Here is a 25,897-nt window from a genome sequence, read left to right on the forward strand (position 1 = left end):
GGCGACTCAAGCCCGCATGACGCGCGCGGTGCCCGACACGCGGATCGAGCTGCCTGGCGCGGGCGAAATGTCGGCATGCAGGCGCGACAGCATGCCCATGTCCTCGCCCTGCACCACGTCGATGGCACCGCCGTGCGGCCAGTCGATGTCGCGCAGGTAGCCGGCCAGCGCGGCCGTGGCGGCGCCGGTGGCGGGGTCTTCGTACACGCCGCCGGACGCGAAGGGGTTGCGCGTGTGCAGCCGCTGCGCGGTCTCGGCGAAGACCAGCACGATGGTCGTGAGCCCGGCGCGGGCCATCAGCGCGCGGCCGGCTTCCAGCTCGTAGTGCATCGCCGACAGCGCCGCGCGGCTCGCCAGGGCCAGCACCAGATGGTCGGCACCCGCATGGGCGATGGCCGGCGGGATGCGCGGGTCGAGGTCTTGCGGCGAATAGCCGAACAGGGCCAGCGCCTCGGACAGCAACCCGGGCGACGCGGCGGCGCTGCGCGTGGGCGGCGACTGCAGCGCTGCCTCGACCAGGCCGCCGTTGCGCCGGCCTTCCACGGTGATCCGCGCCTGGTTGAGCACCAGCGGGAACACGCCGTCGCCTTGCTGCATTGCCAGCGCGGCACCCAGCGCGATCGTCGCGTGGCCGCAGAAGGGCACTTCGGATTGCGGCGCGAAGTAGCGCACGCGCCAGTTGCCAGCATCATCGGCGGGAGCGGCGAACGCGGTTTCCGAAAAGCCGACTTCCGCGGCAACGCTCTGCATCTGCGCCGCGGGCGGCAGCGCATCGGCGATAACGACGCCGGCGGGGTTGCCGCCCGTCTCTCCATCAGAGAAGGCCGCGATCTTCAGGACATTCATGTGGAGCCTCTTCAGCGGGGCGAGGGGCGGTCGAGAAGCAGCAGGCGCACGGCCAGCCCCAGCATCACGACCGCCAGCAGGCTGCTCTGGAAGCGCGCCGCGCCGGGGCGGCTGTGCAGCCAGCGCCCGATCTGGCCGCTGCACGCGCCCAGCAGCGTGTTGAAGGCCAGCGCCGCCATCGACAGCACCACGCCCAGCTGCACCAGCTGCAGCGGTACGCTGCCGCGCGCAGGGTCGACGAACTGCGGCAGGAACACCATGAAGAACAGCAGCGCCTTCGGATTGACGAGGTTGTTCAGCAGCGCCATGCGCACGATGCGGCCGAAGCCAGCGGGCTGGGCCTGCGCGTCCATGCGAAGGCCGCCGCTACGCAGGGCCTGCACCGCGAGCCACACCAGGTACAGCGCGCCCGCATAGCGCAGCACGTCGAACGACGGCGGCCAGGCCGCCACCAGCGCGGTGACGCCGGTGGCGGCGAACAGCGTGTGCACGAGGTCGGCCGCCGAGATGCCGATGGCCGCCGCGAAACCGCCGCGCGGACCATGGGCCACGCCGTGCGAGAGCACGAAAGCCATGTTCGGGCCCGGCGAAAGGAACAGCGCCAGTACCGCGAGCAGGAAGAGCGAGAGCGTCGCGAGGCCGATCAAGTAAGGCTCCCGGTTGGTTTCAGACCTGCGCCACGGCCGGCGTCCTGTCGCCGAGCAGCGCCAGCTCTTCGCGCAGCGTCTGTGCGAGCGCTGCGATGGCGGTGTCGATCTCATCGACGCTGGCCGTCACGAACGACAGGCGCAGCGTGCGCGGATCGCCTTCGCCGGCGTAGAAGGGCGCGCCGGGCACGAAGGCCACGTTGCGCTCCACGGCCTTGGGCAGCAGCTTCACGGTGTCCACGCCCTCGGGCAGGCGCGCCCACAGGAACATGCCGCCCTTGGGAGCGTTGAACTTCACGTCCATGCCGGCCATTTCGCGCTTGAGCGCGGCGATCATCGCGTCGCGCTGGCGCTTGTAGAGGGCGCGGATGGTGGGCACGTGGGTGTCGAGGAACCTGTCCTTCATCACGGCCGAGACCATGCGCTGCGTGAAGATCGGCGTGTGCAGGTCGACGGCCTGCTTGGCCTGCAGCAGCTTCGGGTAGATGGACTTGGGCGCCACCAGGAAGCCCAGGCGCAGGCCGGGGGCCAGCACCTTCGAGAACGAGCCGAGGTAGATCACGCCCTCGGGGTTGCGCGCGGCCAGCGGCAGCGGAGGGGCTTCGTCGAACCAGAGTTCGCCGTAGGGGTTGTCTTCCACGATGGGCAGGCCGGCGGCGGCAGCGGCGGCCGAGACGGCGGCGCGGCGCTCTTCCGTCATGGTGCGGCCGGTGGGGTTCTGGAAGTTGGGCAGCAGGTAGATGAAGCGGGCGTCCTTCGCCTTGGCCATGAGGTCGTCGACGATCACGCCCTCGTCGTCGCTGGCCACGCCCACCGGGTGCGGTTCCATCGGGCCGAAGGCCTGCAGCGCGCCGAGGTAGGTGGGCGTTTCGACCAGCACCTTGCTGCCCGGATCGATCAGCACCTTCGCCACGAGGTCGAGGCCCTGCTGCGAGCCGGTGGTGATGAGCACCTGCGAGGCATCGACGTCCCACGGCAGCATGTCGGCCACCGCCTGGCGCAGCGGCGCGTAGCCTTCGCTGGCTGCGTACTGCAGCGCGGCCTGGCCGTCGTTGTGCAGCACCTCGGCGCAGGCGTCGGCGAAGGCCTGGATCGGGAAGGTCTTGGGCGAGGGCAGGCCGCCGGCCAGGCTGATGATGCCGGGGCGCTCCGTGACCTTGAGGATTTCACGCAGCACCGAGGGATTCATCTTGGCGGCGCGGGCGGCGAGTTTCCAGTTCATGGCTTTCTTCTTTCAGGCGGTGAGGTGATGTTCGGATGAATAGAGGGTACAGGCGGGGCGGGATTCAGTCCGCCCGGATGTCGCCACGGTATGCGACATGGATTTTGTTGCCGTCCGGGTCGCGCAGGTAGGCGCCGTAATAGCCATGGCCGTAGCGTGGGCGGGGGCCCGGCGCGCCTTCGTCGCGGCCGCCGTGGCGCAGGGCCGCCTCATGGGCGGCATTCACGGCAACGGCCGAGGCCGCGCGGAACGCGACCATGCTGCCGTTGCCGGCGCCGGCGGGTTCGCCGTCCAGCGGGATGTACACATAGAAGCGCGGCAGCGCCTGCCCGGGCGCGACCCAGCAGGCCGCCTCGGGGCCGCCGTCTGGCGTGACCGGGCGGCGCTCGAGGCCCAGCGGGGCGAGCAGCGCGTCGTAGAAGGCTGCGGCGCGCGGCAGGTCGGTGCAGCCGACGGTGACGTGGCTGAACATCACCGGCTCCTTCCGGGGCTGGCCGCTGCGGCCGGCAGCGGGGCCGCGGCCGGCGCGGCAGGCGGCTGCGAGAGGCGTTTGCCGATGACCACCGTGGCCACCACGGCCACGGCGAAGCCGAGCGTGACCACGTCGAGCGGCTCGCCCAGGATCGGGATCGACGCCAGGATCGACAGGAAGGGCTGCAGCAGCTGCGTCTGGCTCACGCGCAGCGCGCCGCCCAGGGCCAGGCCGCGGTACCAGGCGAAGAAGCCGATCCACATCGAGAACATGCCGACGTAGACGAAGCCCAGCCACGACGCGGTGGCGACGGGCTGCGTCGGCCACAGCGCGAGCGTGGCCGGCAGCGTGACCGGCAGCGCCATCACGCACACCCAGCAGATCACGCGCTCGGCGCCCAGCGAGGGCGTGACCTGCGCGCCGTAGATGTAGCCCAGCGAAGCGGCGATGACCGCGCCGACCAGCAGCAGGTCGGCCCATTCGAAGCCGAAGCCGTGTCCGCTCTGGCTCGCGCGCAGCACCGAGAACACCACCACCAGCAGGCTGCCCGCGATGGCGCAGAGCCAGAAACCCAGCCGCGCGCGCTGGTGCAGCACCCAGGCCGCGACGGCGGCCGTGACCAGCGGCAGCAGCGCAGTCACCACCGCCGCATGGCTGGCCGTGACCACGCGCAGCGCGTACGCCAGCAGCAGCGGGAACCCGATGGCATTGCCCAGCACAGCCATGCCCAGCGGCTTCCACTGGTGCGGAGCAGGGCGCGGCGAGCGCGTGACCAAGAGGAAGACGGCCGACAGCACGCCCGCCAGCGCCGCGCGGCCCAGGGTGACGAACCACGGCGACAGCTGCGGTGCATCCTGCGAGCCGGTGGCCAGGCGCGTCATCGGCAGCGTGACGGCGAACATCGCCACGCCGAGGACGCCCAGCCACATGCCGAGCGTTTCGTCCTTCACGTCGAGCTTCATACGCCCACCATCCACCAGGCGGTGAGTACGAGCACGAGGCCCATTGCGCGGTTGAACCACAGCAGCCGGGAGCCCTTGGCGAGCCACTCGCGCAGCAGCGCACCGACCAGCGCATAGGCGAAGTTGCTGGCGAAGGCATAGGTCAGCATCACCGGCGCCACGATCGCGAAGCGGTGCAGCGCGTCGGGCTGCCCGGCGATCCAGCCGGCCACCAGCGTGAGCGCCAGCAGCCAGGCCTTGATGTTGACGAACTGCAGCATCACGCCCTGGCCGAAGCCGACCGAGAGGCTCTTGCCGTCGGCCCTGCCGAGCGTGGCGCTGCCGCTGAGCTTGTACGCGAGCCACAGCAGGTAGCCGATGCCCAGTGCCTTGATGGCCAGCCGCAGCGACGGCACCGCAACCACCAGCGCGCCGATGCCGGCGGCGCACAGCGCCAGCAGCAGCGTCCAGCCGACCGGCACCGCGACCACGAAGCGCATGGCGCGCGGCAGGCCGCCGTTGGCCGCCAGAGCGGTGGAGAGCGTGGTGTTGGGGCCGGGCGAGAAGCTCATCGCCGTGGCCAGCACCAGCAGCGCGGTGAATTCTTGCCAGTTCATGACACACACTCTAAACTTGAGACCATTACAGTTCCAGTACAGATGATCGAACAATCACCCAATCTGTATTGGTCATCCGTTCGACACAGAAGCCAGGGAAACCGGCACAGCCCGGACGACGAATGCTCACTCGCACCTCCACACAGTCGCTGACCGGGCAGCTGGCCGATCGCCTGGCAGAGCGCATCCGCACCCGACTGCTTCCGCCCGGCGCGCGCCTGCCCTCGGTACGCGAATGCGCGCGGCAGCAGGGCGTGAGCCCGTACACGGTGGTCGCCGCCTACGACCAGCTGCTGGCGCAGGGGCTGGTCGAGGCCCGGCGACAGCGCGGCTTCTACGTGCGGGATTCCGCCCCGGCGCAGGACGGCCGCCCGGCGAACGGTGCCGACGCCAACGGCGCGAGCGGCATGCCGGCGGCGATCGCGGTGCAGATGATGGCCTCGCGCGTGCCGGCGGATGCCAGCTCGCTCATCCGCAGCATGTTCCATCGCCCCAGCGACAAGCCGCAGCCGGGCATGGGCGTGTTTCCGCCCGACTGGATGGCGTCGACCTTCATGCCCACCGCCGTGCGGCGCATGACCAATACAGCCGCGCTGCAGGAGCTGTCGCTCCAGTACGGCGAGCCGGCCGGGGACATGAGCCTGCGGCGCAGCCTGTCGCAGAAGCTCGTGGGCATCAACGTGCCGGCCTCGCCGGACCAGATCGTGACCACCGTCGGCGCCACCCACGCGCTGGACATCGTGAGCCGCACGCTGCTGCGGGCGGGCGATCCGGTGATGGTCGAGGAGCCGGGCTGGGCGCTCGAGTTCGCCCGGCTGGAGGCGCTGGGCATGCGCATCCTGCCCGTGCCGCGCCGCGCCGACGGTCCCGACCTGGAGGTGATGGCGCAGTACTGCAGGCTGCACAGCCCCAAGCTCTTCGTCAGCGTGAGCGTGCTGCACAACCCCACGGGCTACAGCCTCACGCCGGGCAGCGCGCACCGCGTGCTCAAGCTGGCCAACGAGCACGACTTCCACATCGTCGAGGACGACACCTACAGCCACCTCGCGCCCGAGCACGCCACGCGGCTGAGCGCGCTCGACGGGCTGCAGCGCACCATCTACGTCAGCGGCTTCGCGAAGATCCTGGCGCCCAACTGGCGCATCGGCTTCCTGGCGGCGCCGCCCGCGCTGAAGGAGCGGCTGCTCGAGACCAAGCTGCTGGCCACGCTGACCTCGCCCACGCTGTTCGAGCGGGCCTTGTCGTGGTGCATCGACCAGGGGCAGCTGCGCCGGCACTCCGAGCGCGTGCGCATCCGGCTCGACGGGGCGCGGGGGCGGGCGGTGAAGCTGGCCATGGCGCACGGCTGCACCTTCGCCTCGGAGCCGGCGGGGCTCTTCGGCTGGGTCGACACCGGCGTGGACACCGACGCGCTCACCCAGCGCATGCTCGACCAGGGCTACCTGCTGGCGCCGGGTTCGCTCTTCCACGCGCGCCGGCCGCCCAGCACGATGATGCGGATCAACTTCGCGACCTCCCAGGACGCGGCCTTCTGGAAGGTGTTCAGCAAGGTGCGAAGCGAGCTCTGACCCGGCTCGCCCCCAGGCTTCGCGTGCCTGGCGAGCGCAATGCCGGCGGCGCGGCAATGCCGGTTTCGCGATGCTCCGCGAAGGGGCAAATCCTCGTTGGGAAAAGGCGGCACGGAGGGTCAAACGCCGGAGGCTTGGAGTAAGCTGGCAGCACAAGAAAACCCATACCCAGCACCCAGGAGACCTCCCGCATGAGCAACGCCAGCAAGCCCTTCGACTTCAGCCAGTTCGTTCCCGGTTTCGACTTCCTGAAGAACCTCGCCGGCGGCGCGGCGGCGGGGAACGGGTCGATTCCCGGCATCGCGAGCTGGGTGGCTCCCACGCTGAGCGTGGAGGAGGTCGACAAGCGCATCCAGGAGCTGAAGACCGTGCAGTACTGGCTCGAGCAGAACGGGCACGCACTCAAGGCCACCATCCAGGCGCTCGAGGTGCAGAAGATGACGCTTTCGACGCTGCGCGGCATGAACGTGCGGATGGAAGACATCGCCAGCGCGTTCACCAGACAGGCGGCCGCGATGGCGCCCGCGCCGGCACCTGCGGCGGCAGCGGCCCCTGAGCCCGAACTCGAGGAGATCGAGGAAGAGGACGAGGCGCCTGAAGAAGAAGCCCCGGCCCCCAGCAAGCCGCGCCGCAAGCCGGCCGCGGCCAAGGCGAAGGCCGGGTCGGCCGACGGCGCAGGCGTGGTCGATCCGATGCAATGGTGGGGCTCGCTCACCGAACAGTTCCAGCAGATCGCCAGCACGGCGCTGCAGGACGCGGCCCAGCTGAAGGTGCCGGCCATGGCCCAGCCGCTGGCCGACGCGGTCGGCTCGGTCATCGGCAAGCCGGCGGCGGCCCGCAAGCCCGCCGCCGCTGCGAAGAAGGCCGCGGCACCGGCCGCGAAGAAAAGGACGTCGACCGCCGCGCGCAAGCGAACCTCCGCGCGACGCTGACGTCATACACACATCCATTTCTTGAAGAACGGGTTGGCACGCATCATGAAGTTGTTTCCCTCCGGCCATGCCACCCATCCGCAATGGCGAATGGCGGCGGGCCTCGTGCTCGCCCAGCTGCGGGCGCAGATGGCGCTGCCCGACTACGCCTCGTCGCCGACGCTGGGCCTGCTCTACATCACCGACCACTACGCCAGCGACGCGCAGGACATCCTCGACCACCTGAGCGCCGAGCTGCCCGAGGTGACCGACTGGTCGGGCACCGTCGGCATCGGCGTGTCGGCCAACAACGCCGAGTACTTCGACGAACCCGGCATGACCCTCATGCTCTGCGCCCTGCCGAGCGACCAGTACCGGGTGTTCTCCGGCGTCGCGCCGCTGGGCAATTCGGAAATGAGCGGCTTCGAGGCGCATACGGCGCTGGTGCACGCCGACCCCGCCACGCCCGACCTGGCCGAACTCATCGGCGAGATGGCCGGGCGGACCGACACGGGCTACCTTTTCGGCGGCCTGTCTTCCGGGCGCGGCGGCGCGCTGCAGTTCGCCATCGGCGGCAACGGCAACATCCGCGGACATGGCGCGGCGGGCGGAGTGTTCTCGGGCGGCCTGTCGGGCGTGGTGTTCGGCGAGGGCGTGCGGCTGGTGTCGCGCGTCACCCAGGGCTGCCAGCCGCTGCGCTCGGGCGCGGTGCGCGAACGCGAGATCACCGAGGCCGACGGCAACCTGCTGCTGAAGCTCGACGGCGAGCCGGCGCTCGACGTGCTGCTGGCCGATCTGCAGGTGTCGCTCGAACGGCCCCAGGAGGCCATCGATGCGGTGCGCAACACCCTGGTCGGCCTGGCCGACGCGGGCGCCGATGGCATCCGCCGCACCGGCGATTTGGGCGCCGACGTGCTGGTACGCCACATCATCGGGCTCGACCCCACGCGGCGCGGCATCGCCATTGCCGACACGGCCGAAGCCGGCATGCGGCTGACCTTCTGCCGCCGCAACGCCCAGGCGGCGCGCGCCGACCTGATGCGCATCTGTGCGGAAATTCGCGAGGAACTGGAGCCCGAGGAACAGACGCTGGCCACCGCCCGCGCCGTGGCGGCGGGCGAGGCCGAGGCAGCGCCGCATCCCGCGCGGCGCATCGCAGGCGCGGTGTATGTCAGCTGCTCCGGCCGCGGCGGGCCGCACTTCGGCGCGCCGGGGGCGGAGCTGCAGATCGTGCGGCATGCGCTGGGCGATGTTCCGTTGGTCGGCTTCTTCGCCGCTGGTGAGATCGCGCGGCACCATCTGTATGGGTATACCGGGGTGTTGACGGTTTTCACCGCCAACGACTGATTCCAGACCCGACGCGAAAAAGCGACGGGCGGGTTTCCGGCGGAAACATGCATCGCTAGAATCCGCCCGCTTTCTTGAATCTCTGCTGCTGCAAGAAAGAGCCAGCCGCGCATCGTCAGTGATGCGCGGGCGATCTCTTTCGCCTCTCCACGCAAAGTGCGACGAGGCAGGAAGCCGACACGGTTTCCCCAATGGAACAGCAGCCATGAGCGACCTTCGTTTCTCGAGACTTCAGCGCGCCTTTTCGCGTGCTGGCATTGCCGTCGACTACCGCGACGGCGTTTATCACCTGCACCACGAGGCCTCGCAGGCCACGGTGCTCCTGCCACCCAGTCTTCCGCTGGAAGAAAAGGCGGTGAATCAGTTGCTGGCTTTTGCCAGCGTGCGCTCGCCCGACGGCGAGCGGGGCGTGTGCAAGGCCTGTGCGACGCCCGACTTCCATCCGGGCTCTGTCGCGCCTGTCGGCAGCGTTGTCGCGACCGATGCCGACTTCGTCATTCCCGCAGCGGTGGGTACCGACATCAACTGTGGCATGCGACTGCTGACCACCGGGCTCACGCTCGACCAGGTGGCGCCGCACAAGACGCGGCTGGTCGAGCGGCTCACGCGCAGCCTGCTCGACAACGGGCGCGACGTGCCGGTGCACACGGCGGCATTCAGGGCGCTGTTCGATGTGGGGCCGTCGGCATTCCTCGAAGCGGTTCAGGACGGCGGGCTATGGTCGGCGTGCGACCGCGACCGGATGCAGGCCGAACTCGATGCCTGCATCGGCCTGGCGACGTTCGGCGGCAGCGCGCGGCATGCGCCCGAGGCCTACACCGGCGTCCGCCATGAGGTGTTTCGTGACCCCTGCCTCGGCACGCCGGGCAGCGGCAATCACTTCGTGGAACTGCAAGTTGTCGACCATGTGATGGACCGTCACGAGGCCTATCGCGCCGGCCTGAAGGCAGGGGACGTGGTCGTGATGATCCACAGCGGCTCGCGCGACATCGGGTTCCATGTGGGCGGCCGCTGGATGGACCGTGCCCGCGACGAATGGCCCAAGGGCCTGCGCCATCCGAAAAGCGGCTTGTACGGCCTGGCGGGACCGCTGGCCGACGAATATCTGGAGGCCATGGGGGTGGCGGCGCGTTACGCATGGGCAAACCGGGTCGTCCTGGCCGAACTGGTACGCAAGGATTTCGCGGAATTGCTGGGTGCCACTTCGTCGAGGCTCGTCGTGGACGTGCCGCACAACGTCGTGCTGCGGGAACACGGCATGAATATCCACCGCAAGGGTGCGACGCCGGCGGACGCGGGCGATCTGGCGCTGATTCCCGGCTCCATGGGTGACTACTCGTACCTGGCGGCCGGACTGGGGCACGAAGACTGGCTCTGGTCGTGCAGCCATGGCGCTGGCCGGCGGATGCGTCGGCAGCAGGTGCGCGCGATGCGGCCGGCGCCCGTCGACGAGCAGGCAAGCTGGCAGTGCGTGACCTTGCGGGAGGAGCGCCGGATCGAGGAGGCGCCGCAGGCCTACAAGCCCATCGGCGAAGTGATCGACGCGCAGGAGCGCGCAGGCCTGATCCACTGCGCGGTGCGGCTCAGGCCCTGGATCACGTTCAAGGCGTGATCCAGGGCTTGCCGGTTCGTCAGCCCAGTGCGGGTTGCGGGATGCGCGGCTTGGGCGCAGGCATCCCCGTGAACGCGAAATCGACCTCCGGCTCCAGTCCGCTCACGATCCGCGCGATCGACTTGCCCGAGCCGCAGGCGTGCGTCCAGCCCAGGGTGCCGTGGCCGGTATTGAGGAACAGGTTCGGCAGCTTCGTCTTGCCGATCAGCGGGACGTTGCTCGGCGTGGCGGGACGCAGGCCGGTCCAGAACTGGGCTTGCGTGGTGTCGCCTGCGCCCGGGAACAGTTCTTCGACGCGGCGCACGATGGCTTCGCAGCGCACGCGGTTCAGGTCGCGGTCGTAGCCGTTGAGTTCGGCCGTGCCGGCAATGCGCAGGCGGTCGCCCGATGCCGAGGTGTAGCGCGAGAACACGAGCTTGAATTCGTCGTCGGTCAGCGAGACCTGGTGTGCCTTCGAGGCGTCCTTGACGGGCAGCGTCACCGAGTAGCCCTTGGCCGGGTAGATCGGCAGCCGGATGCCCAGCGGCGCGGCGTACAGCGGGCTCAGCGAGCCCATCGCCAGCACGAAGGCGTCGCCGCGGATGCGCTGGAAGCGGCCTTCGCTGTCGGTGGCCTCGACGTGGTCGATGCTGCCGCCGGCCTCGCGCAGCGCGGTCACGGTGTGGCTCATCAGGAACTTCACGCCCGCGGCGGCGGCCAGGCCCACGAGCTCGCGGGCGAAGCGGTTGGCGTCGCCCGATTCGTCCTCGGCCGTGTAGGTGGCGCCGGCCAGCTTCGGTCGGATGTGGGCGAGGGCGGGCTCGAGCTTCACGGCCTCGTCGGCCGAGATGACCAGGCGCTCGCAGCCCAGGGCGCGCATCTGTTCGGCGGGCTCGAGGGCGCCGTCGAACTCCTTCTGCGTCGTGTAGAAGTGCAGGATGCCTTGCGTGCGCTGGTCGTAGCTGAGGCCGGTGTCGCGGCGCAACTGTTGCAACATCGAGCGGCTGTATGTGCCGAGACGCACGATCTGCTCGATGTTGTGACGGGTGCGCGCCGGCGTGCATTCGCGCAGGAACTGCAGGCCCCAGAGCCACTGGCGCATGTCGGCGCGCATGCGGAAGAGCAGCGGGGCGTCTTCCTTGCCCAGCCATTGCAGCACCTTCAGGGGGGCGCTGGGGTTGGCCCAGGGTTCGGCGTGGCTGACGGAGATCTGTCCGCCGTTGGCGAAGCTGGTTTCGGCAGCCGGGGTGGCCTGCCGGTCGATCACGGTCACTTCGTGGCCGAGTTGCTGGAGGTAGTAAGCCGAGGTCACGCCGAGCAGGCCGGCGCCGAGAACGATCACGCGCATTTCAAGTACCTTTTGAGGTTGCAGCGCTTGAACGGCGGGTGTTGTTTGCTATCGAATAAATAGCGAAAGCAACTGGACGACCGCAGTCCAAGTTGCCGCTCCCCCTGTCCTCGGTACCTGAGAGATTCATCTGTTGCACCTTCGCAACGGATTTGCTCCTTCGGTGCGCCACGTGAAGTGGCGGCTCTCCAGACGGCGTTTCAATTGATGCAGTACTGACCCCTTGCCGAAATCTCCAAGACTTCGTCGGGCCGACCTGAGCGTTTATGGGAGTTTGCGCCTTCGGTAGGGCCATCAGAGTGGCCCGCTCTCCTGCAAAGCGCAATTGTAAACACAGCGAAAAGAGATCGGTAACGTCTTGTGTTTTCGTCCATTGGCCCAATGGGATAATCGCGCGTTAACGTCCATTGCGACACGGCAATGACTTCCAACATTCAGGGGACCCCATGATCCTGGTTACAGGCGGCGCTGGCTTCATCGGCGCCAATTTCGTTCTCGACTGGATCGCGAACAGCGACGAGCCGGTCGTGAACCTCGACAAACTGACTTACGCGGGCAACCTCGAGACGCTCGCGTCGCTCAAGGGCAACCCGAAGCACATCTTCGTTCAGGGCGACATCGGCGACAGCGCCCTCGTCGACCGCCTGCTGGCCGAGCACAAGCCGCGCGCCGTGATGAACTTCGCCGCCGAGTCGCACGTCGACCGCTCGATCCACGGCCCCGAAGACTTCGTGCAGACCAACGTGCTCGGCACCTTCCGCCTGCTCGAGTCGGTGCGCGGGTTTTGGAGCGCGTTGCCGGCCGATCAGAAGTCGGCCTTCCGCTTCCTGCACGTGTCGACCGACGAGGTCTACGGCTCGCTCTCCAAGACCGACCCGGCCTTCACCGAGGAGAACAAGTACGAGCCGAACAGCCCGTATTCGGCCAGCAAGGCAGCCAGCGACCACCTCGTGCGCGCCTGGCACCACACCTACGGCCTGCCGGTGCTGACCACGAACTGCTCGAACAACTACGGTCCGTTCCACTTCCCTGAGAAGCTGATCCCGCTGATGATCGTCAACGCGCTGGCTGGCAAGAACCTGCCCGTGTACGGCGACGGCATGCAGGTGCGCGACTGGCTCTACGTGAAGGACCACTGCAGCGCCATCCGCCGCGTGCTTGAAGCCGGCAAGCTGGGCGAGACCTACAACGTGGGCGGCTGGAACGAGAAGCCCAACATCGAGATCGTCAACACAGTTTGCGCGCTGCTCGACGAATTGCGCCCCCGCAACGACGGCAAGCCGTACAAGGAACAGATCACTTACGTCACGGACCGTCCCGGCCATGACCGCCGCTACGCCATCGACGCACGCAAGCTCGAAGCCGAGCTTGGCTGGAAGCCCGCAGAGACCTTCGATACCGGCATCCGCAAGACCGTGGAGTGGTACCTCGCGAACAGCGAGTGGGTGCGCAACGTGCAGAGCGGCGCCTACCGCGAGTGGGTCGAGAAGCAGTACGACAGCAACGCGAAGGCTGCGGCATGAAGCTGCTGCTGCTGGGCAAGGGTGGGCAGGTCGGTTGGGAGTTGCAGCGCAGCCTGGCGCCGCTCGGTGAGCTGGTTGCGCTCGATTTCGACAGCACCGATTTTCACGCCGACTTCAGTCGGCCGGAGGAGCTGGCCGATACGGTGCTGAAGGTCCGCCCCGACGTGATCGTCAATGCCGCGGCGCACACCGCGGTCGACAAGGCCGAGAGCGAACCCGAGTTCGCGCGCAAGCTCAACGCTACGTCACCTGGAGTCGTGGCCGAAGCGGCGCAGAAGATCGGCGCGCTGATGGTGCACTACTCGACCGACTATGTTTTCGACGGCAGTGGCACGAAGCCCTGGAAGGAAGACGATGCGACCGGTCCGCTCAGCGTGTACGGCCAGACCAAGCTCGAGGGCGAGCAGTTGGTTGCGCGGAACTGCGCGAAGCACCTGATCTTTCGCACAAGCTGGGTGTATGCAGCGCGCGGCGGCAACTTCGCCAAGACCATGCTGCGGCTGGCGAAGGAGCGCGACAAGCTGACTGTCATCGATGACCAGTTCGGTGCGCCTACCGGTGCGGAACTGCTGGCAGACGTGACGGCGCACGCCATCCGGGCGACCTTGCAGGACTCGTCGAAGGCGGGCCTGTATCACGCGATTGCCGGCGGCGAAACGACGTGGCACGGCTACGCGCGCTTCGTGCTCGAAATGGCTCAGCAGGCTGGCGTCGAACTCAAGGCCGGACCGGATGCCGTCGAAGCCGTGCCGACCAGCGCTTTCCCGACGCCTGCGAAGCGCCCGCACAATTCACGCCTCGATACCTCCAAGCTGCAGACCACTTTCGGCCTGCGCCTGCCGCCCTGGCAGGAAGGCGTCTCGCGCATGCTGCGCGAGATCCTTTGAACTTCACGAGAAGAAGAACATGACCAAGACGACGCAACGCAAGGGCATCATCCTGGCCGGTGGATCGGGCACACGCCTGCACCCCGCGACCCTAGCGATCAGCAAGCAACTGCTGCCGGTGTACGACAAGCCGATGATCTACTACCCGCTCAGCACGCTCATGCTGGGCGGCATGCGCGACATCCTGATCATCAGCACGCCGCAGGACACGCCGCGCTTCCAGCAGCTGCTGGGCGATGGCAGCCAATGGGGCATCAACCTCCAGTACGAAGTGCAGCCCAGCCCGGACGGGCTCGCGCAGGCCTTCATCATCGGTGACAAGTTCGTCGGCAACTCGCCGAGCGCACTGGTGCTGGGCGACAACATCTTTTACGGCCATGATTTTGTACATCTGCTGGCCGATGCGGATGCGAAGACTTCCGGCGCCACCGTGTTCGCGTATCACGTGCAGGACCCTGAGCGCTATGGCGTCGTCGCCTTCGACGACAAGGGCAAGGCCAGCAGCATCGAGGAAAAGCCGGTGAAGCCGAAGAGCAGCTATGCGGTCACGGGCCTCTACTTCTACGACAACCAGGTAGTGGATATCGCCAAGGCGGTGAAGCCGAGTGCGCGTGGCGAACTCGAGATCACCGCCGTCAACCAGGCGTATCTGGATCGCGATCAGCTCAACGTGCAGATCATGCAGCGAGGCTATGCGTGGCTCGATACGGGTACGCATGACAGCCTGCTGGAAGCAGGGCAGTTCATTGCAACGCTGGAGCATCGGCAAGGGTTGAAGACAGCCTGCCCTGAAGAGATTGCGTGGCGCAACGGATTCATCACGAGTGAGCAACTCGAAAAGCTCGCCGTGCCGCTCGAGAAGAGTGGTTATGGCAAGTATCTGAAACACTTGTTGAACGACGAGGTGCGTTCGTGAAAGCCACGCCGACCATCATTCCCGAAGTACTGGTGATCGAGCCGAAGGTGTTTGGCGACGCGCGCGGGTTTTTCTTCGAGAGCTTCAATCAGAAGGCGTTTGACGAAGCCGTCGGCCGCCATGTGAATTTCATTCAGGACAATCACTCGCGCTCGGTGAAAGGGGTTCTGCGCGGCTTGCACTATCAGATCCAGCAACCGCAGGGCAAGCTGGTGCGTGTGGTGAGAGGGGCCGTGTTCGATGTGGCGGTGGACATTCGCAAGTCGTCGCCGACTTTCGGCAAGTGGGTGGGCGTCGAGTTGAGCGAGGAAAACCACAGGCAATTGTGGGTTCCGGAAGGTTTCGCACACGGGTTTTTGGTGCTTAGCGAAACGGCGGAGTTTCTCTACAAGACCACGGACTACTACGCCCCGTCACATGAGCGCGCGATCATCTGGAACGATGGCGATCTGGCGATCGAATGGCCAGAGGTTGGCTCGGTCCCCCAGTTGTCAGCAAAGGATGCGGGCGCAGCGACTTTGCGTTCGGCTGAATTGTTCGAATGATTTCGTATTTCGAGAAAAACTGAATCCCCATGTTGAACTTCACCGGTGAACGGTTCATTCCCACTGAAACGGGCGAGATTCGCTACGAGCATATGCATCGGTACGGGTGGGTGCAATCGCTATGCGTGGGGCGCGACGTGCTGGATATTGCCTGTGGCGAGGGTTATGGCTCCGCGCTGCTTGCGAAAACTGCGAGTTCCGTTGTCGGTGTAGATATCTCGAAAGAAGCTGTCGAGCATGCGCGGCAGCGCTACGCCGTGCAGACCAATCTGCGATTCGTGGAAGGCAGTGCAACAGCCATCCCGCTGAAAGATGCCAGTGTCGATGTTGCCGTGTCTTTCGAGACGCTCGAGCATCTGGCGGAGCAAGACGAGATGCTCGGGGAGTTGCGGCGTGTGTTGAAGCCTTCTGGCATCCTGATCATCTCGTCGCCCAACAAGAAGGTGTATTCGGATGAGCGAAACTACGTGAACGAGTTTCATGTCAAGGAGTTGTACTTCGATGAACTCGATGCGTTGCTCCGCCGTTTCTTTCCCGTCAATCGATATTTTGCCCAACGCTTCCTGACCGCCTCGGCGCTGTTTCCACTTGAAGGGAGCGCCGCCAACTACGAGGCGTTGCTCTTGTCGGACGATGAGCTAAAGGCTCAGACCCAGAACGCTGATCGCGCAATGTATTTCGTCGCCATCTGCGCTGCAAGCGAAGATTTGCTGCCGCCCATGGGGCCTAATCTGTTCGCAGAGGCTGGCAACGACCTGTATGCGGAGCAGCAGAAGGTTATGCAGTGGGCGTCAGGATTGCACAAGGAACATTCCGAACTAGAGGCTAGGCATGTGGCACTTCAAAAGGAGTTTGAAGAGCGCAGCGCATGGGCTTTGTCGATGAATGCCGAGCGCGTCGCATGGGACGATGCACGCGCAAGATCGGATGCCGAATGCAGGCGGCTGGAGGTATTGCTTGCTCATCAGGTCTCCCAGAGCGAGCAACGCCTCGCCGCAATCCAGAATTCGCGCTCCTGGAGGCTCTTGGCGCCTCTTCGATGGGTCGAGCGCGCGCTGACGCGCGGCAGCTGATTTACTTTACGAAGGACTGCTGCTGCGCGGCGCCGTGGTCTGCTTCTGATTGAGACGAGGCAGCCACTTTCCTCCGGCAATCAGCAGCACGATGAGGAGAGCCAACCCGCATCCGAGCAGTGGCAGGGACCACATGAACGTGGCCGGTCGGTATCTGAACTCGACGGTGTGGGTGCCTGGCGGCACCAGGGTGCCAATTTGATTGCCGTTGACCCGGGCCAGCTGCGAGCGATGGCTCTCGATGGAGACCTTCCAAGCCTTGTCGAAGAATTCGTTCAGGATCAGCATAGCCGTCGCCTGGCATGCGACGTGCACCCGCACATGGTTGGTGCCACGCGGTAGGTCTTCCTTGACATTGCAGTGCGCCGGTTTTTTTTCGCCAGTCGAGCGAGGCAGGCCCCCGTTGTCCTTTTCCATGAAAAGCACGCTGCTGGTGAGGTCGGCAGACGCTGCTTTCGCCGCGAAGTCGTGCAGCGAGTCATAGACGCCATCCAGCGTCATGGTTGCGTACACATGAGGAAGCGATGCATTTGCCTCGTACAGCTTCAGCCCGGCGATGTCTTCCTTGTGCATGTAGCCTTCCAATGCGAGAGGCGAGCAATCGTCGCAGACAAGGTACTTGCCTCCGAGCACGCGGAAATAGTTGTCGTTGCGTGGAGCGTGATAGTAGAGCTCGTCGAACTGCTGCTTGGGCGCCGGATTGAAGTAAGCGTTGAAGCTGCGAATTCCCTTGTAGGAGGCAAGCATGGCGCCCAACTGCTTGTCGATCTTTCCATCGAACACAACGCGATAGTCATGATTCGGATCCAGTGCCTTCACCCTGTCCAGTACTTCGTCGAGCTGGCGCGCGTGGCTGGTGTTGTAGAAGCTGGTGGATATGCTGGGTGGCCGCCATGGGACATCCACGAGAACTAGGACCAGCGCGGCCGCGCTCCACATGGCAGCTGCCTGCATGCCTCGGGCGACCGAGCGGGACCGCGCCATGAGCAGTGTGGCCAGTGCAAGTACGACCAGCGTGGCAAGCGGAATCCACGAGGGCGTGGCGGAGGCCACGTGGTCCCCCAGACGCCAAGCAACGAGCACAGCGATCAGTGCAATAGCCGCCAACGTATACAGCTTGGTTGCCAGGCGGCGACGACCAGGCTCGCTGCAAGAGAGCTCGTTGCGGATCTCGTCGATTCCGATGGCTGCGAGCACCGTCATTGCCATTTGGAACAGGACCAGAAATCGGCTTGGCTCGCGGATCTTGTTCAGGATGGGGACGACGTAATTGAAATGAGCAAGGCCCAGATTGCTACCCGTCGATGAGATCAAGGCGTAGATGGCAACGAACAAGAGAGCACCGACCAGCCAGGAGCGCGGCCGCGAAACGACGGCCACGCATGCCAGCGACGCGCAGACAAGCCCGATGAACTGACTGCCCACGGCGTTGCTCTTGAACTTGAACAATACGCCGCCCAGGTCCTGCGGTGCGAGTTGATCGACTTGGAAAGCTTCGAATGGAATGCGCTCATTGCCGAAGACGGGGGGGAAGGCCCCGATCCAACGGATCATGTTCTTGAATTCCAGCGCGGTCGGAAGAATGACGGGCGCGACCAGCAGCACTGCAATCACTGCCACGATGCCGACTTTTACGACCGAGTTTCCGATGCTCTTCCATTCATGGGCTCGCCCCGCACTCATTGCATAGGCAATGCAGAAAATGGCGCTCAGAAGGATGGCGTGGATGAGTGGCTGCGCGGGAGATGCGAGCGTCAGCAGGACAATTCCCGCGAGTGCCATGACGAAATGACGCCGTGAGCTCTCGGGTGACAACAGGCCCAGCAACCCTGCCAAGTACAACGGGAGCCAGGCATAGGGCGCGACGATGTTGAGCCATGCTGCATAGGAGAGGCTGTTCGCGCCAAAGGCAAAAAGTGAAGCCGCCGTCACTGCCCCGATGCGCGATACTTGCATGGCGCGCAGCAGGACGTACATGTTGATCTCGAGGATCAACAAGTGGGCAAGTGTCAGCCAGTGCATCGAGTGAACGACTTCGAGAGGACTCTCGAATAGCGGCAGAGGCGTCAGATAGAAGGGGTAGAGCGCCGACAACTGGGCGAAGTTGTGCAGTGGAACGCCACCCAGGATCGTGTTCATCCTGAGCGGCCACTCGCCGTGAGCGAGGCTTGCAGACATCGACGAAAGCACAGGGCCGATGAAGAACTCGTTGTCCATCCACAGTGCGAACGAGCGGGTCTTGTCGAAGGCGGGCCACAGGAAAATGCACCAGAGCAAAACAAGCGTTGCCGAGATGACGACGCCGCTTCGGCGTCCGGAATTACTTTGCGTCGTCATGAGATTGTCTGAAGACATACAGCTTGTTCATGATGAAGGAAGTGATCACATAGACCGCGCTTGCAATGACCTGGCTGATGGCCTCATGAACGCCGATGCCTCGAACCAGAATGACCAGTACGAGCAGGTTCGCTGCATAAGCCGCCGCGAACACGACGAGAAAGCGGACGAAAGCTTCGCGGTGAGGCCTGTCGCTGTTGAACGTGAACGCCTTGTGCATCACGTACGAAACCAGCAGACCAATGCCGTAGCCGACGGCATTGCTCAGCTCTGCAGAGAGGCCCACCAGATACATGCAGGCAAAGATGATGGCGTAGCCGAATGCCGTGTTGGCGACCCCGACGACGACGAAGCGAAAAAGCTGCTGAACTTCTGGTGAACGACAGCGGTCCAGAATGGATTGGGTGAAGGCGCCTGGTCTCAGCATGACGTTTGGATTTGCGGGCAGGCTCTCGCGCGTTTGCAGGCATGGCGCTGGCTTGGTTGGCCAGCGCCTCCCGGTCACGGCGTGGGGGAGTGTGAGATTTCTTCTTCGACGATATAGCGTGGGCGGCCCTTGACCTCGTCGTAGATGCCCCCCACGTACGCTCCCATGATGCCCAGGACGATGAGTTGGATGCCGCTGAACAGCAGGAGCAGCACCACCATCGTCGTCCAGCCGTTCGGAATGGACTGCACGAAGAAGTACTTGATGACCAGCACGATGATCAGCAGAAAGGCGAGCAGTGCAAACAGTCCGCCTGCAAAGATGCTGAGCTGAAGCGGCTTGGTGCTGAACGAGAGGATGCCCGCCATGGCGAGCTGGATCATTCTCGACAATGAGTATTTCGACTGGCCGGCAAAGCGCTTCTCGGCGACGAATTTGACTCCCGCTTGCTTGAACCCGATCCAGGAGAAGAGTCCTCTCAGGAACATGTTGCGTTCCTGAAAGCCCTGGGACAGGGTCTGGGCCACTCGCTTGGAGATAAGGCGGAAGTCCGCTGCGTTGGGATTGATCGGCACCTGAGAAATGTTCCCCAGCAGCTTGTAGAACAGGTTTCCGGCCTGTTTTCGCAGGAAGCCCACGTCCTCCGTGTCCTCGCGCAGCGTGTACACCACCTCGTTGCCGCGCTTGAATTCTTCCAGCAGCGTGGGAATGAGTTCGGGAGGGTGCTGGAGGTCGCTGTCCATCATGACGATGGCGTCCGAATCGAGCGAGTGCTCGATGCCTGCCAGCAGCGACATCTGATGCCCGAAGCGCGACGAAAGCACCAGCACCTTTGCGGCGGGGTCGCCGGCGACGACCGTTCGCAGGACATCCACTGTGCGGTCCGTGCACTGATCCACCACATACAGAATGGACCATTCAACGCCTTCAATCGACTCCAGCACCTTTTTCGCGCGTTCGTGGAAATGTGCGATGACATGCTCTTCGTTGAAGACGGGGGTGACAACGGTCAGTTTCAACTTCGTCACGATGGCTTGCCCTCTCCCATCAACTGGAATGTCTTTGTCATGTCTGCGTAGATTACCGGGACGTCGTAGCCGGTACGATTGGTGAGGGCCTGGGACTCGTGCACCGGGACCGCTGTCATCTCTTGAGAGGCCAGCAGCCGCCCCAGCAATGCGCGCATGGTGATGGGTTTGCCGCTGCCGACGTGATACACGTGTCCCGGTTCGCCGTGGATCGCCACGGCCAGCATTTGCCTCGCGGCCTCGTCCGCGTCCACGTAGTCACGCGTCGCTTCGAGAGGGCCGAACTCGAAAGCTGATCTCACACCTTGGTGAACTTCTTCGATCTGCGTTTGTACCCGGCCGATGAAGAGCCTGTTCGAAAGACCGGGCCCTTCGAGGTTGAACAGCCGCGCCACCACCACTTGGACGCCGCGAAGGGCGTAGAACCAAGCGAGCTGGGTCTGCCACGATTTAGTCAGGCCATACACGGATTGCGGATGCAGCGCGTGGTCTTCCTGGATCGGGTTCTCCTCGACCCCAACCGCACCATACTCTGCAGCGGAGCCCACCAGCAACACGCGGGTTCCTGCATGTGCGCGCTCAACGAGTTCCAGCAGTTGGCGAGTGGCATCGACGTTAACCGCATAGGCCTCGTCGTACTCGCTCGAGAAGGTGGCCGCCAGATGAAAGATCAGGTCCGGGCGGGTTTCCTGGAGCAGTGTCTCCATGCGCTCTCTGTCTCGCACGTCGAGCTGTAGCGCGTCGGCGCTTCGACTCGTTGCTACGACGTTGAACATCCCGGTTTGCTGGAGCCGCGCGACAATGGCTCGCGCCAGTGCGCCCGTCGAGCCCGTGATCAGCGCTGTTTTCAAGAGCCGATTCCGAGCTTCGTTGCGAGCTCTTCGAAGTTATCGTCGGCATATTGATAGTCATCGGGCCGACCGATGTCCAGCCAGTAGCCGTCAAACGGCCGGATGGCGATACGCTGGTCGTTCCTGAGGCCGTCGATCATGAGGTTATCGAAGCCATACTTGCCGCCCTTGGGCAGGCGTTCGATGACAGAGCGATGGATGCAATAGATGCCCATGCTGACGTCGAAGTCGTATGTCGGCTTTTCCTGGAATTCGTTCAGACGGCCATCTGCGTCGTAGCGCAGCACCCCGAAGTCGATCTTGACCTCGCGGCGGTACGCCGACACCGATACCATGTCCTTCGCTGCCACGTGCGACTGGAAGAACCGTTGGTAGTCCAGGTCGCAAAGGATGTCGCCGTTCATGACGAGGAAGTTCTCAGGTAGATCGGGAATGAGCGTCAAAGGACCGATGGTGCTGAGTTCGCCTTCCTCCAGCGAATAGTCAAGTTGCACGCCCAGTCGCGAGCCGTCGCCGAAGTAGGCCATGATCAGCTGCGACAGGTGATTCACCGCAAGCGTGATTCGCGTGAAGCCAGCTTGCTTCAACTGCATGATGATGATCTCGAGGATCGAGTACTTGCCTCCGAGCGGGACGAGCGGCTTTGGGATCAACGTGGTGTAGGGGCGAAGCCGGGTGCCTTTGCCGCCGGCCAGAATGACTGCTCGCATGGGGAAACCTCCTCAGACGTTGTAGAGCCACGCCTTGTAGCGCGACAGGTTTTCTGGGTTCTTGAACCACTCGATGGTGTCGCGTAGGCCGTCTGCGAGATCGTAGCGAGGCCGCCATGGCGTAAGGGACGTGATAAGCGTGTTATCTCCCATCAGGCGAAAGACCTCCGAAGCATCCGGCCGAAGGCGCTGCTCGTCTGTCACGATGCGTGCATTCGGATTGAGCTCGGCCACCAGAATTTCCGCAACTTTGCCGATGGAATATTCCTTGCCCGTTGCAATGTTGATTTCCTTGCCGATCGTTTCGTCAGACTCGGCCAGCGCAATGAAACCCTGCGCGGTGTCCTTGACGTAGTTGAAGTCGCGAGTAGGCGAGAGGCTTCCGAGCCGCAGCTCCTTTTCTCCCAGCATCAGTTGCGTGATGATGGTGGGGATCACAGCTCGGGCTGATTGGCGAGGCCCATAGGTATTGAACGGTCTCACGATGACCACGGGCGTCTCGAAAGACTTGTGAAACGACTCCGCCAGCCGATCCGCGCCGATCTTCGAGGCGCTGTAGGGTGACTGCCCCTGGAAGGGATGCTTCTCGTCGATCGGTGCGTATTGCGCCGTACCGTACACCTCGGATGTCGACGTCACCAAGCAGCGTTCGATGCCGAGTCGTTTGGCTGCCTGAAGAACGTTCAGAGTGCCCTTGATGTTCGTGTCGACGTATGAGTCGGGGGAGTGGTACGAGAATGGGATCGCGATCAGTGCTGCTAGATGGAAGACGACATCGCATCCCGTCATCGCTTCGAGTACGCCGTTCGGATCTCGAATGTCGCCCGAGAACACATCGAGGTTGCGAACGATGTCCTGGGGCAGGGAGTCTAGCCAACCCCAACTGCTGAAGGAGTTGTAGTAGACGAAGGCACGGACATCGCAACCATGCGCGATCAATGCTTCTACCAGATGGCTGCCGATGAATCCATCAGCACCTGTCACCAACACTTTTTTGCCCTTGAGGTGCATGATTCGAATCTCTTCTTGAAGGTTGTGGCCGCGACCCACTCGGCACGCTTGTGAAGTGCTGCACCTTTGTGGGGGTGTGGCACTTCGAAAGGCCTTGCAATTCGGCCAAATGCCTGAGGAAAGACGCAAGGCGTCCCTGTTTTTGGCCGGCGGGCGCATTCTAGATCAGCAGTTCGCTCGGCTGGATCGTGAGCAGCTCCAAGAGCGCGCGCCCTCGCAGGGGTGTATCGAGATGAAACATCATGCGGCTATCCCGGCCAGCCTCCTCCTGTGACTGGCCTTGCTTGTGCGCATATTCGTTGCGGCACAATTGCGCTTCTCGCGGTTCTCCGCGTACAAGATATCGACTGCCCTAAATGAAGAAGCACGCAGCAGTCACCGATATCACAGGTCAGGATGGCGTCAACCTTGCCCGCCTTCTCTTGAGCAAGGAAGAAGTCCGTTTTTCTGAGTAGTTGCAGGACCGCGCTCTGGTTCGAGGTTTCGCAATCAGGAATCGGCGCGCGAAGACGCTGAAAAGTGGAGAAGATTTGATCAAAGAACTCAAGCAGGCAGCACAGCTTTCGAAGAAGGCGCTGCGCATCATGCGAGCAAAACCGGTTGGCAATGTGTCAGCCGTAGCGGCAATCAAGGAGGCCGCTTTGTTCGACGCCGATTTTTATCGGCAGGAGTACCCGGCGGCGGTTGCGGGCGGCGTCGATCCGCTGGAACACTACCTCTCCAGTGGTTGGAAGCAGGGCTTCGAGCCGTCAGCTGAGTTTTCGATGCGTGCTTACTTGGGGAGGAATCCCGACCTGCGGGCGGCGGGACTCAATCCGTTGGTTCATTGGGTGGAGTTCGGCCGCAGAGAGAAGCGAGAGCTTCCGCGGAACCCGGAGCCCGACTACGCTTGGTTGGAGCGGGATCGCCCATACCCGCTGCCGGACGACATCGTTCAATACGAACTGATGGCAGGTCACGCGTATTTTGCGGGTGCAGGCTTCGATTTCGGGCAGCGCGAGGCGGACAGCGGCATTGCAGAAGCAGCAAAGGCAATGGCTGCGCGGGTGCCGGCGTTTGCCGTCGATCTATCCACGCCCAAGGTGTCCATCATCATCCCGGTGTATGGGCAGACACACTTCGCGTTGAACTGCCTGGATTCGCTGGCGCGGCTGCGTACGAGGTATTCGATCGAAGTGATCGTTGCGGACGACGCATCGCCAACATCATCGCAGGCGGAGGCCTTGGGGGTCATTCCCTGGATCCGCTACGAGCGGCGCACTGCGAATGGGGGGTTTTTGGAGTGCTGCAATTCAGCGGTTGCACAGGCTCGTGGCGAGTTTGTCGTTCTGCTGAACAGCGATACCCGTGTCGTTGCGGGTTGGCTCGATGAACTTGTGGAGGCTTTCGATCTGTTCCCCAAGGCTGGCATGGTGGGCTCCAAGCTTTTCAATGCCGATGGGACGCTACAGGAGGCTGGGGGCATCTTCTGGCGCGACGGGTCAGCACACAACTATGGCCGGAACGCCGACCCGAATCTGCCGCAGTATTGTTATGCCCGGCAGGCGGATTTCATTTCGGGTGCGTCCATTGCCATTCGCAAATCGGTTTGGAACGAACTGGGCGGCTTCGATCCTGAATACAAGCCGGCATATTGCGAAGATGCCGATCTTGCATTCCGGCTGCGCCGTGCTGGCTATGAAGTCTGGTTTATCCCGACCTCGCGTGCCATCCACTACGAGGGCATTACGCACGGGCGTGACACAACGAAGGGCATCAAGGCCTACCAGGTCACCAATCTCCAGAAACTGGCCAAGCGCTTCAGTTCGGAGTTGGCCGAGCATCCCATTCCGGGCAGCAGTGTGATGCGAGCTGCTTGCTGGCGCAGCAGGCGGAACATTCTCGTCGTCGATGCATTGACGCCGACACCCGACCAGGACTCTGGTTCAATCGTGACCTACGAGGTGATGGGCGCATATCGCGAGGCCGGTTTCGGCGAGAGCTTCTTTCCGGATCATGCGCCCTATTGGTCGAGTAAATACACTTCCGCGTTGCAGCGACGTGGAGTGTGCTGCTACTACATGCCCTTCTTCGGCAGCGCCGAACAAGTGCTCGATGCCGGCACTTGCTTTGACTACGCGCTGCTCTATCGCTACAACGTCGCTCATCCGATCTACCGCAGCCTGCGAGCAAAGGCGCCTAGCACGCGCGTGCTTTTTGCCAATGTCGACCTGCACTACCTGCGGGAAACGCGCGCTGCAGAAACCGCGAACGATATGCAGGCCTTGTTTTCAGCCAAGCTGACCAAGAAGAAAGAACTAGAGATGTTCGCGTATGCGGACGCTTCGTTCATCCATACCCAGTTCGAGCAGGAAGTGATTCAGAAGGCGCTTCCGCGGCCACTCGACAACCTGGTCGTGCTTCCTTGGATCACCGAGGCGTACAGGCATACGCCGGGTTTCTCGGCACGGGCTGACGTTATGTTCCTGGGAAATTTCCCTCACGTGCCCAATGTGGACTCTGTCCTATTCTTCGTGAAGTCGATCTGGCCTGAATTGCTTCGCGGTCTCCCGCCTCATGCCAAGCTCCTGGTCGTGGGCAACAAGCCTCCGGAAGAAGTGCTGGCGTTGGCGTCGGACCGAGTGATCGTTACCGGCTTCGTCGAAGAGCTCGAACCGTATTTCCAGGCCTCCAGAGTCTTTGTTGCGCCTTTGCGCTATGGCGCAGGCATCAAAGGCAAGCTCGTGACGGCGCTTGCACACGGCGTGCCGAGTGTCGCGACGAACATCGCTGCAGAGGGCATTGCACAGGCGCAAGACGAGCACATGTCGATTGCCGATGATCCATTGCAGTTCGCTAGCGAAGTCCTGCGTATCTATGAAGATGAATCGTCATGGAATCGCATGCGCGAAGCCGGTCTGCGCTATGTTGAGGACAATTATTCGCGGACAGCAGCTTCGAAGATTTGCCTGCACGCGTTGAATGTGGCCGACGATACCTGGCTCGCTCGCCAGGAGCTGCAGTGCAAGCGTTCGCTCGAAAAGATCATGCGGGAAAACGGTTTGTTTGACGCAGTCAGAATCGACTGAGCGTGCCGACT

At 63.9% G+C, this 25,897-nt stretch carries 23 protein-coding genes and 2 riboswitches; of the genes, 10 read left to right on the plus strand and 13 right to left on the minus strand.

Annotated features, from left to right (window positions below):
- Positions 1-6: 6 nt before the first annotated feature.
- The 6 genes from ABL840_RS05585 to ABL840_RS05610 all read right to left on the minus strand — a co-directional run bounded on the left by ABL840_RS05585 (position 7) and on the right by ABL840_RS05610 (position 4,745).
- Entirely contained in the window at positions 7-846 is an 840-nt protein-coding gene (locus tag ABL840_RS05585; RefSeq protein ID WP_093299398.1) for a PhzF family phenazine biosynthesis protein, read from the minus strand.
- An 11-nt stretch (positions 847-857) separates the two neighbouring features.
- Positions 858-1,493 carry a LysE family translocator gene (locus tag ABL840_RS05590; RefSeq protein WP_093207218.1) on the minus strand — a complete coding sequence of 212 codons (636 nt, stop codon included), beginning with the start codon at positions 1,491-1,493 and terminating at the stop codon, positions 858-860.
- Between the two features lie 19 nt (positions 1,494-1,512).
- Entirely contained in the window at positions 1,513-2,715 is a 1,203-nt protein-coding gene (locus ABL840_RS05595) for a PLP-dependent aminotransferase family protein (protein WP_093299400.1), read from the minus strand.
- Between the two features lie 64 nt (positions 2,716-2,779).
- Positions 2,780-3,187 carry a VOC family protein gene (locus ABL840_RS05600; RefSeq protein ID WP_093299403.1) on the minus strand — a complete coding sequence of 136 codons (408 nt, stop codon included), beginning with the start codon at positions 3,185-3,187 and terminating at the stop codon, positions 2,780-2,782.
- Complete coding sequence (locus ABL840_RS05605) at positions 3,187-4,149, minus strand: DMT family transporter (RefSeq protein WP_093299405.1); 963 nt, start codon at positions 4,147-4,149, stop codon at positions 3,187-3,189. The genes ABL840_RS05600 and ABL840_RS05605 overlap by 1 nt, the downstream gene beginning before the upstream one ends.
- The gene (locus ABL840_RS05610) at positions 4,146-4,745 is read right to left on the minus strand and encodes a LysE family translocator (RefSeq protein ID WP_093207227.1); all 600 of its coding nucleotides are present in this window, start codon (positions 4,743-4,745) and stop codon (positions 4,146-4,148) included. Before ABL840_RS05610 ends, ABL840_RS05605 begins: the two co-directional genes overlap by 4 nt.
- Positions 4,746-4,867: 122 nt before the next feature.
- Here ABL840_RS05610 and ABL840_RS05615 point away from each other — a divergent pair, with 122 nt between their 5' ends.
- The 4 genes from ABL840_RS05615 to ABL840_RS05630 all read left to right on the plus strand — a co-directional run bounded on the left by ABL840_RS05615 (position 4,868) and on the right by ABL840_RS05630 (position 10,183).
- Entirely contained in the window at positions 4,868-6,313 is a 1,446-nt protein-coding gene (locus tag ABL840_RS05615; protein WP_093299408.1) for a PLP-dependent aminotransferase family protein, read from the plus strand.
- Between the two features lie 191 nt (positions 6,314-6,504).
- Positions 6,505-7,245: a PhaM family polyhydroxyalkanoate granule multifunctional regulatory protein gene (locus tag ABL840_RS05620; RefSeq protein ID WP_093299410.1), complete on the plus strand. Its 741-nt coding sequence runs from the start codon at positions 6,505-6,507 to the stop codon at positions 7,243-7,245.
- 45 nt (positions 7,246-7,290) lie between these two features.
- The gene (locus ABL840_RS05625) at positions 7,291-8,571 is read left to right on the plus strand and encodes an FIST signal transduction protein (RefSeq protein WP_093207469.1); all 1,281 of its coding nucleotides are present in this window, start codon (positions 7,291-7,293) and stop codon (positions 8,569-8,571) included.
- Between the two features lie 205 nt (positions 8,572-8,776).
- Positions 8,777-10,183: an RtcB family protein gene (locus tag ABL840_RS05630; RefSeq protein ID WP_093299413.1), complete on the plus strand. Its 1,407-nt coding sequence runs from the start codon at positions 8,777-8,779 to the stop codon at positions 10,181-10,183.
- Between the two features lie 19 nt (positions 10,184-10,202).
- Here ABL840_RS05630 and ABL840_RS05635 read toward each other — a convergent pair whose 3' ends face one another.
- Complete coding sequence (locus tag ABL840_RS05635) at positions 10,203-11,510, minus strand: D-amino acid dehydrogenase (RefSeq protein WP_093299415.1); 1,308 nt, start codon at positions 11,508-11,510, stop codon at positions 10,203-10,205.
- A 94-nt stretch (positions 11,511-11,604) separates the two neighbouring features.
- Positions 11,605-11,712: riboswitch (glycine riboswitch) on the minus strand.
- Positions 11,713-11,746: 34 nt separating this feature from the next.
- Positions 11,747-11,835: riboswitch (glycine riboswitch) on the minus strand.
- 121 nt (positions 11,836-11,956) lie between these two features.
- On the opposite strand from ABL840_RS05635, the gene rfbB reads away from it, so the two are divergent.
- From rfbB to ABL840_RS05660, 5 genes are read left to right on the plus strand one after another with little or no spacing between them, the layout of a single operon-like run.
- Entirely contained in the window at positions 11,957-13,033 is a 1,077-nt protein-coding gene (rfbB, locus tag ABL840_RS05640) for a dTDP-glucose 4,6-dehydratase (RefSeq protein WP_093299418.1), read from the plus strand.
- Positions 13,030-13,920, plus strand: coding sequence for a dTDP-4-dehydrorhamnose reductase (gene rfbD, locus ABL840_RS05645; RefSeq protein WP_093299420.1), 891 nt, complete (start codon positions 13,030-13,032; stop codon positions 13,918-13,920). Before rfbB ends, rfbD begins: the two co-directional genes overlap by 4 nt.
- Positions 13,921-13,939: 19 nt before the next feature.
- Complete coding sequence (gene rfbA, locus ABL840_RS05650; RefSeq protein WP_093299423.1) at positions 13,940-14,836, plus strand: glucose-1-phosphate thymidylyltransferase RfbA; 897 nt, start codon at positions 13,940-13,942, stop codon at positions 14,834-14,836.
- Positions 14,833-15,381, plus strand: coding sequence for a dTDP-4-dehydrorhamnose 3,5-epimerase (gene rfbC, locus ABL840_RS05655; protein WP_093299425.1), 549 nt, complete (start codon positions 14,833-14,835; stop codon positions 15,379-15,381). Before rfbA ends, rfbC begins: the two co-directional genes overlap by 4 nt.
- Before the next feature lie 29 nt (positions 15,382-15,410).
- Positions 15,411-16,454 carry a class I SAM-dependent methyltransferase gene (locus ABL840_RS05660; protein ID WP_093299428.1) on the plus strand — a complete coding sequence of 348 codons (1,044 nt, stop codon included), beginning with the start codon at positions 15,411-15,413 and terminating at the stop codon, positions 16,452-16,454.
- 6 nt (positions 16,455-16,460) lie between these two features.
- Here ABL840_RS05660 and ABL840_RS05665 read toward each other — a convergent pair whose 3' ends face one another.
- The 6 genes from ABL840_RS05665 to ABL840_RS05690 all read right to left on the minus strand — a co-directional run bounded on the left by ABL840_RS05665 (position 16,461) and on the right by ABL840_RS05690 (position 22,818).
- Positions 16,461-18,791: a DUF6541 family protein gene (locus ABL840_RS05665; RefSeq protein ID WP_177246197.1), complete on the minus strand. Its 2,331-nt coding sequence runs from the start codon at positions 18,789-18,791 to the stop codon at positions 16,461-16,463.
- A complete protein-coding gene (locus ABL840_RS05670; RefSeq protein ID WP_093299432.1) occupies positions 18,775-19,218 on the minus strand; it encodes a GtrA family protein in 444 nt (147 codons plus the stop codon). The genes ABL840_RS05665 and ABL840_RS05670 overlap by 17 nt, the downstream gene beginning before the upstream one ends.
- A 74-nt stretch (positions 19,219-19,292) precedes the next feature.
- Complete coding sequence (locus ABL840_RS05675) at positions 19,293-20,237, minus strand: glycosyltransferase family 2 protein (RefSeq protein WP_418116206.1); 945 nt, start codon at positions 20,235-20,237, stop codon at positions 19,293-19,295.
- A 5-nt stretch (positions 20,238-20,242) separates the two neighbouring features.
- Positions 20,243-21,097, minus strand: coding sequence for an NAD-dependent epimerase/dehydratase family protein (locus ABL840_RS05680; protein ID WP_093299436.1), 855 nt, complete (start codon positions 21,095-21,097; stop codon positions 20,243-20,245).
- Positions 21,094-21,807, minus strand: a complete 714-nt coding sequence (locus ABL840_RS05685) for a nucleotidyltransferase family protein (RefSeq protein ID WP_093299439.1) — start codon at positions 21,805-21,807, stop codon at positions 21,094-21,096. Before ABL840_RS05685 ends, ABL840_RS05680 begins: the two co-directional genes overlap by 4 nt.
- Positions 21,808-21,819: 12 nt before the next feature.
- Entirely contained in the window at positions 21,820-22,818 is a 999-nt protein-coding gene (locus tag ABL840_RS05690) for an NAD-dependent 4,6-dehydratase LegB (RefSeq protein WP_093299441.1), read from the minus strand.
- Between the two features lie 530 nt (positions 22,819-23,348).
- Here ABL840_RS05690 and ABL840_RS05695 point away from each other — a divergent pair.
- Positions 23,349-25,886 (plus strand): glycosyltransferase, encoded by a 2,538-nt coding sequence (locus tag ABL840_RS05695; protein ID WP_093299444.1) that lies wholly within the window; start codon positions 23,349-23,351, stop codon positions 25,884-25,886.
- Positions 25,887-25,897 lie beyond the last annotated feature (11 nt).

The organism is Variovorax sp. NFACC27 (genome assembly GCF_048301545.1).
Lineage (GTDB): Bacteria > Pseudomonadota > Gammaproteobacteria > Burkholderiales > Burkholderiaceae_C > Variovorax > Variovorax gossypii.

Bases quoted from the DNA above. Each gene is read 5' to 3' on its own strand.
- ABL840_RS05585 (WP_093299398.1), bottom strand. From the start codon at position 846: ATGAATGTCCTGAAGATCGCGGCCTTCTCTGATGGAGAGACGGGCGGC.
- ABL840_RS05595 (WP_093299400.1), bottom strand. From the start codon at position 2,715: ATGAACTGGAAACTCGCCGCCCGCGCCGCCAAGATGAATCCCTCGGTG.
- ABL840_RS05600 (WP_093299403.1), bottom strand. From the start codon at position 3,187: ATGTTCAGCCACGTCACCGTCGGCTGCACCGACCTGCCGCGCGCCGCA.
- ABL840_RS05605 (WP_093299405.1), bottom strand. From the start codon at position 4,149: ATGAAGCTCGACGTGAAGGACGAAACGCTCGGCATGTGGCTGGGCGTC.
- ABL840_RS05610 (WP_093207227.1), bottom strand. From the start codon at position 4,745: ATGAACTGGCAAGAATTCACCGCGCTGCTGGTGCTGGCCACGGCGATG.
- ABL840_RS05615 (WP_093299408.1), top strand. From the start codon at position 4,868: ATGCTCACTCGCACCTCCACACAGTCGCTGACCGGGCAGCTGGCCGAT.
- ABL840_RS05620 (WP_093299410.1), top strand. From the start codon at position 6,505: ATGAGCAACGCCAGCAAGCCCTTCGACTTCAGCCAGTTCGTTCCCGGT.
- ABL840_RS05625 (WP_093207469.1), top strand. From the start codon at position 7,291: ATGAAGTTGTTTCCCTCCGGCCATGCCACCCATCCGCAATGGCGAATG.
- ABL840_RS05630 (WP_093299413.1), top strand. From the start codon at position 8,777: ATGAGCGACCTTCGTTTCTCGAGACTTCAGCGCGCCTTTTCGCGTGCT.
- ABL840_RS05635 (WP_093299415.1), bottom strand. From the start codon at position 11,510: ATGCGCGTGATCGTTCTCGGCGCCGGCCTGCTCGGCGTGACCTCGGCT.
- rfbB (WP_093299418.1), top strand. From the start codon at position 11,957: ATGATCCTGGTTACAGGCGGCGCTGGCTTCATCGGCGCCAATTTCGTT.
- rfbD (WP_093299420.1), top strand. From the start codon at position 13,030: ATGAAGCTGCTGCTGCTGGGCAAGGGTGGGCAGGTCGGTTGGGAGTTG.
- rfbA (WP_093299423.1), top strand. From the start codon at position 13,940: ATGACCAAGACGACGCAACGCAAGGGCATCATCCTGGCCGGTGGATCG.
- ABL840_RS05660 (WP_093299428.1), top strand. From the start codon at position 15,411: ATGTTGAACTTCACCGGTGAACGGTTCATTCCCACTGAAACGGGCGAG.
- ABL840_RS05665 (WP_177246197.1), bottom strand. From the start codon at position 18,791: ATGACGACGCAAAGTAATTCCGGACGCCGAAGCGGCGTCGTCATCTCG.
- ABL840_RS05670 (WP_093299432.1), bottom strand. From the start codon at position 19,218: ATGCTGAGACCAGGCGCCTTCACCCAATCCATTCTGGACCGCTGTCGT.
- ABL840_RS05685 (WP_093299439.1), bottom strand. From the start codon at position 21,807: ATGCGAGCAGTCATTCTGGCCGGCGGCAAAGGCACCCGGCTTCGCCCC.
- ABL840_RS05690 (WP_093299441.1), bottom strand. From the start codon at position 22,818: ATGCACCTCAAGGGCAAAAAAGTGTTGGTGACAGGTGCTGATGGATTC.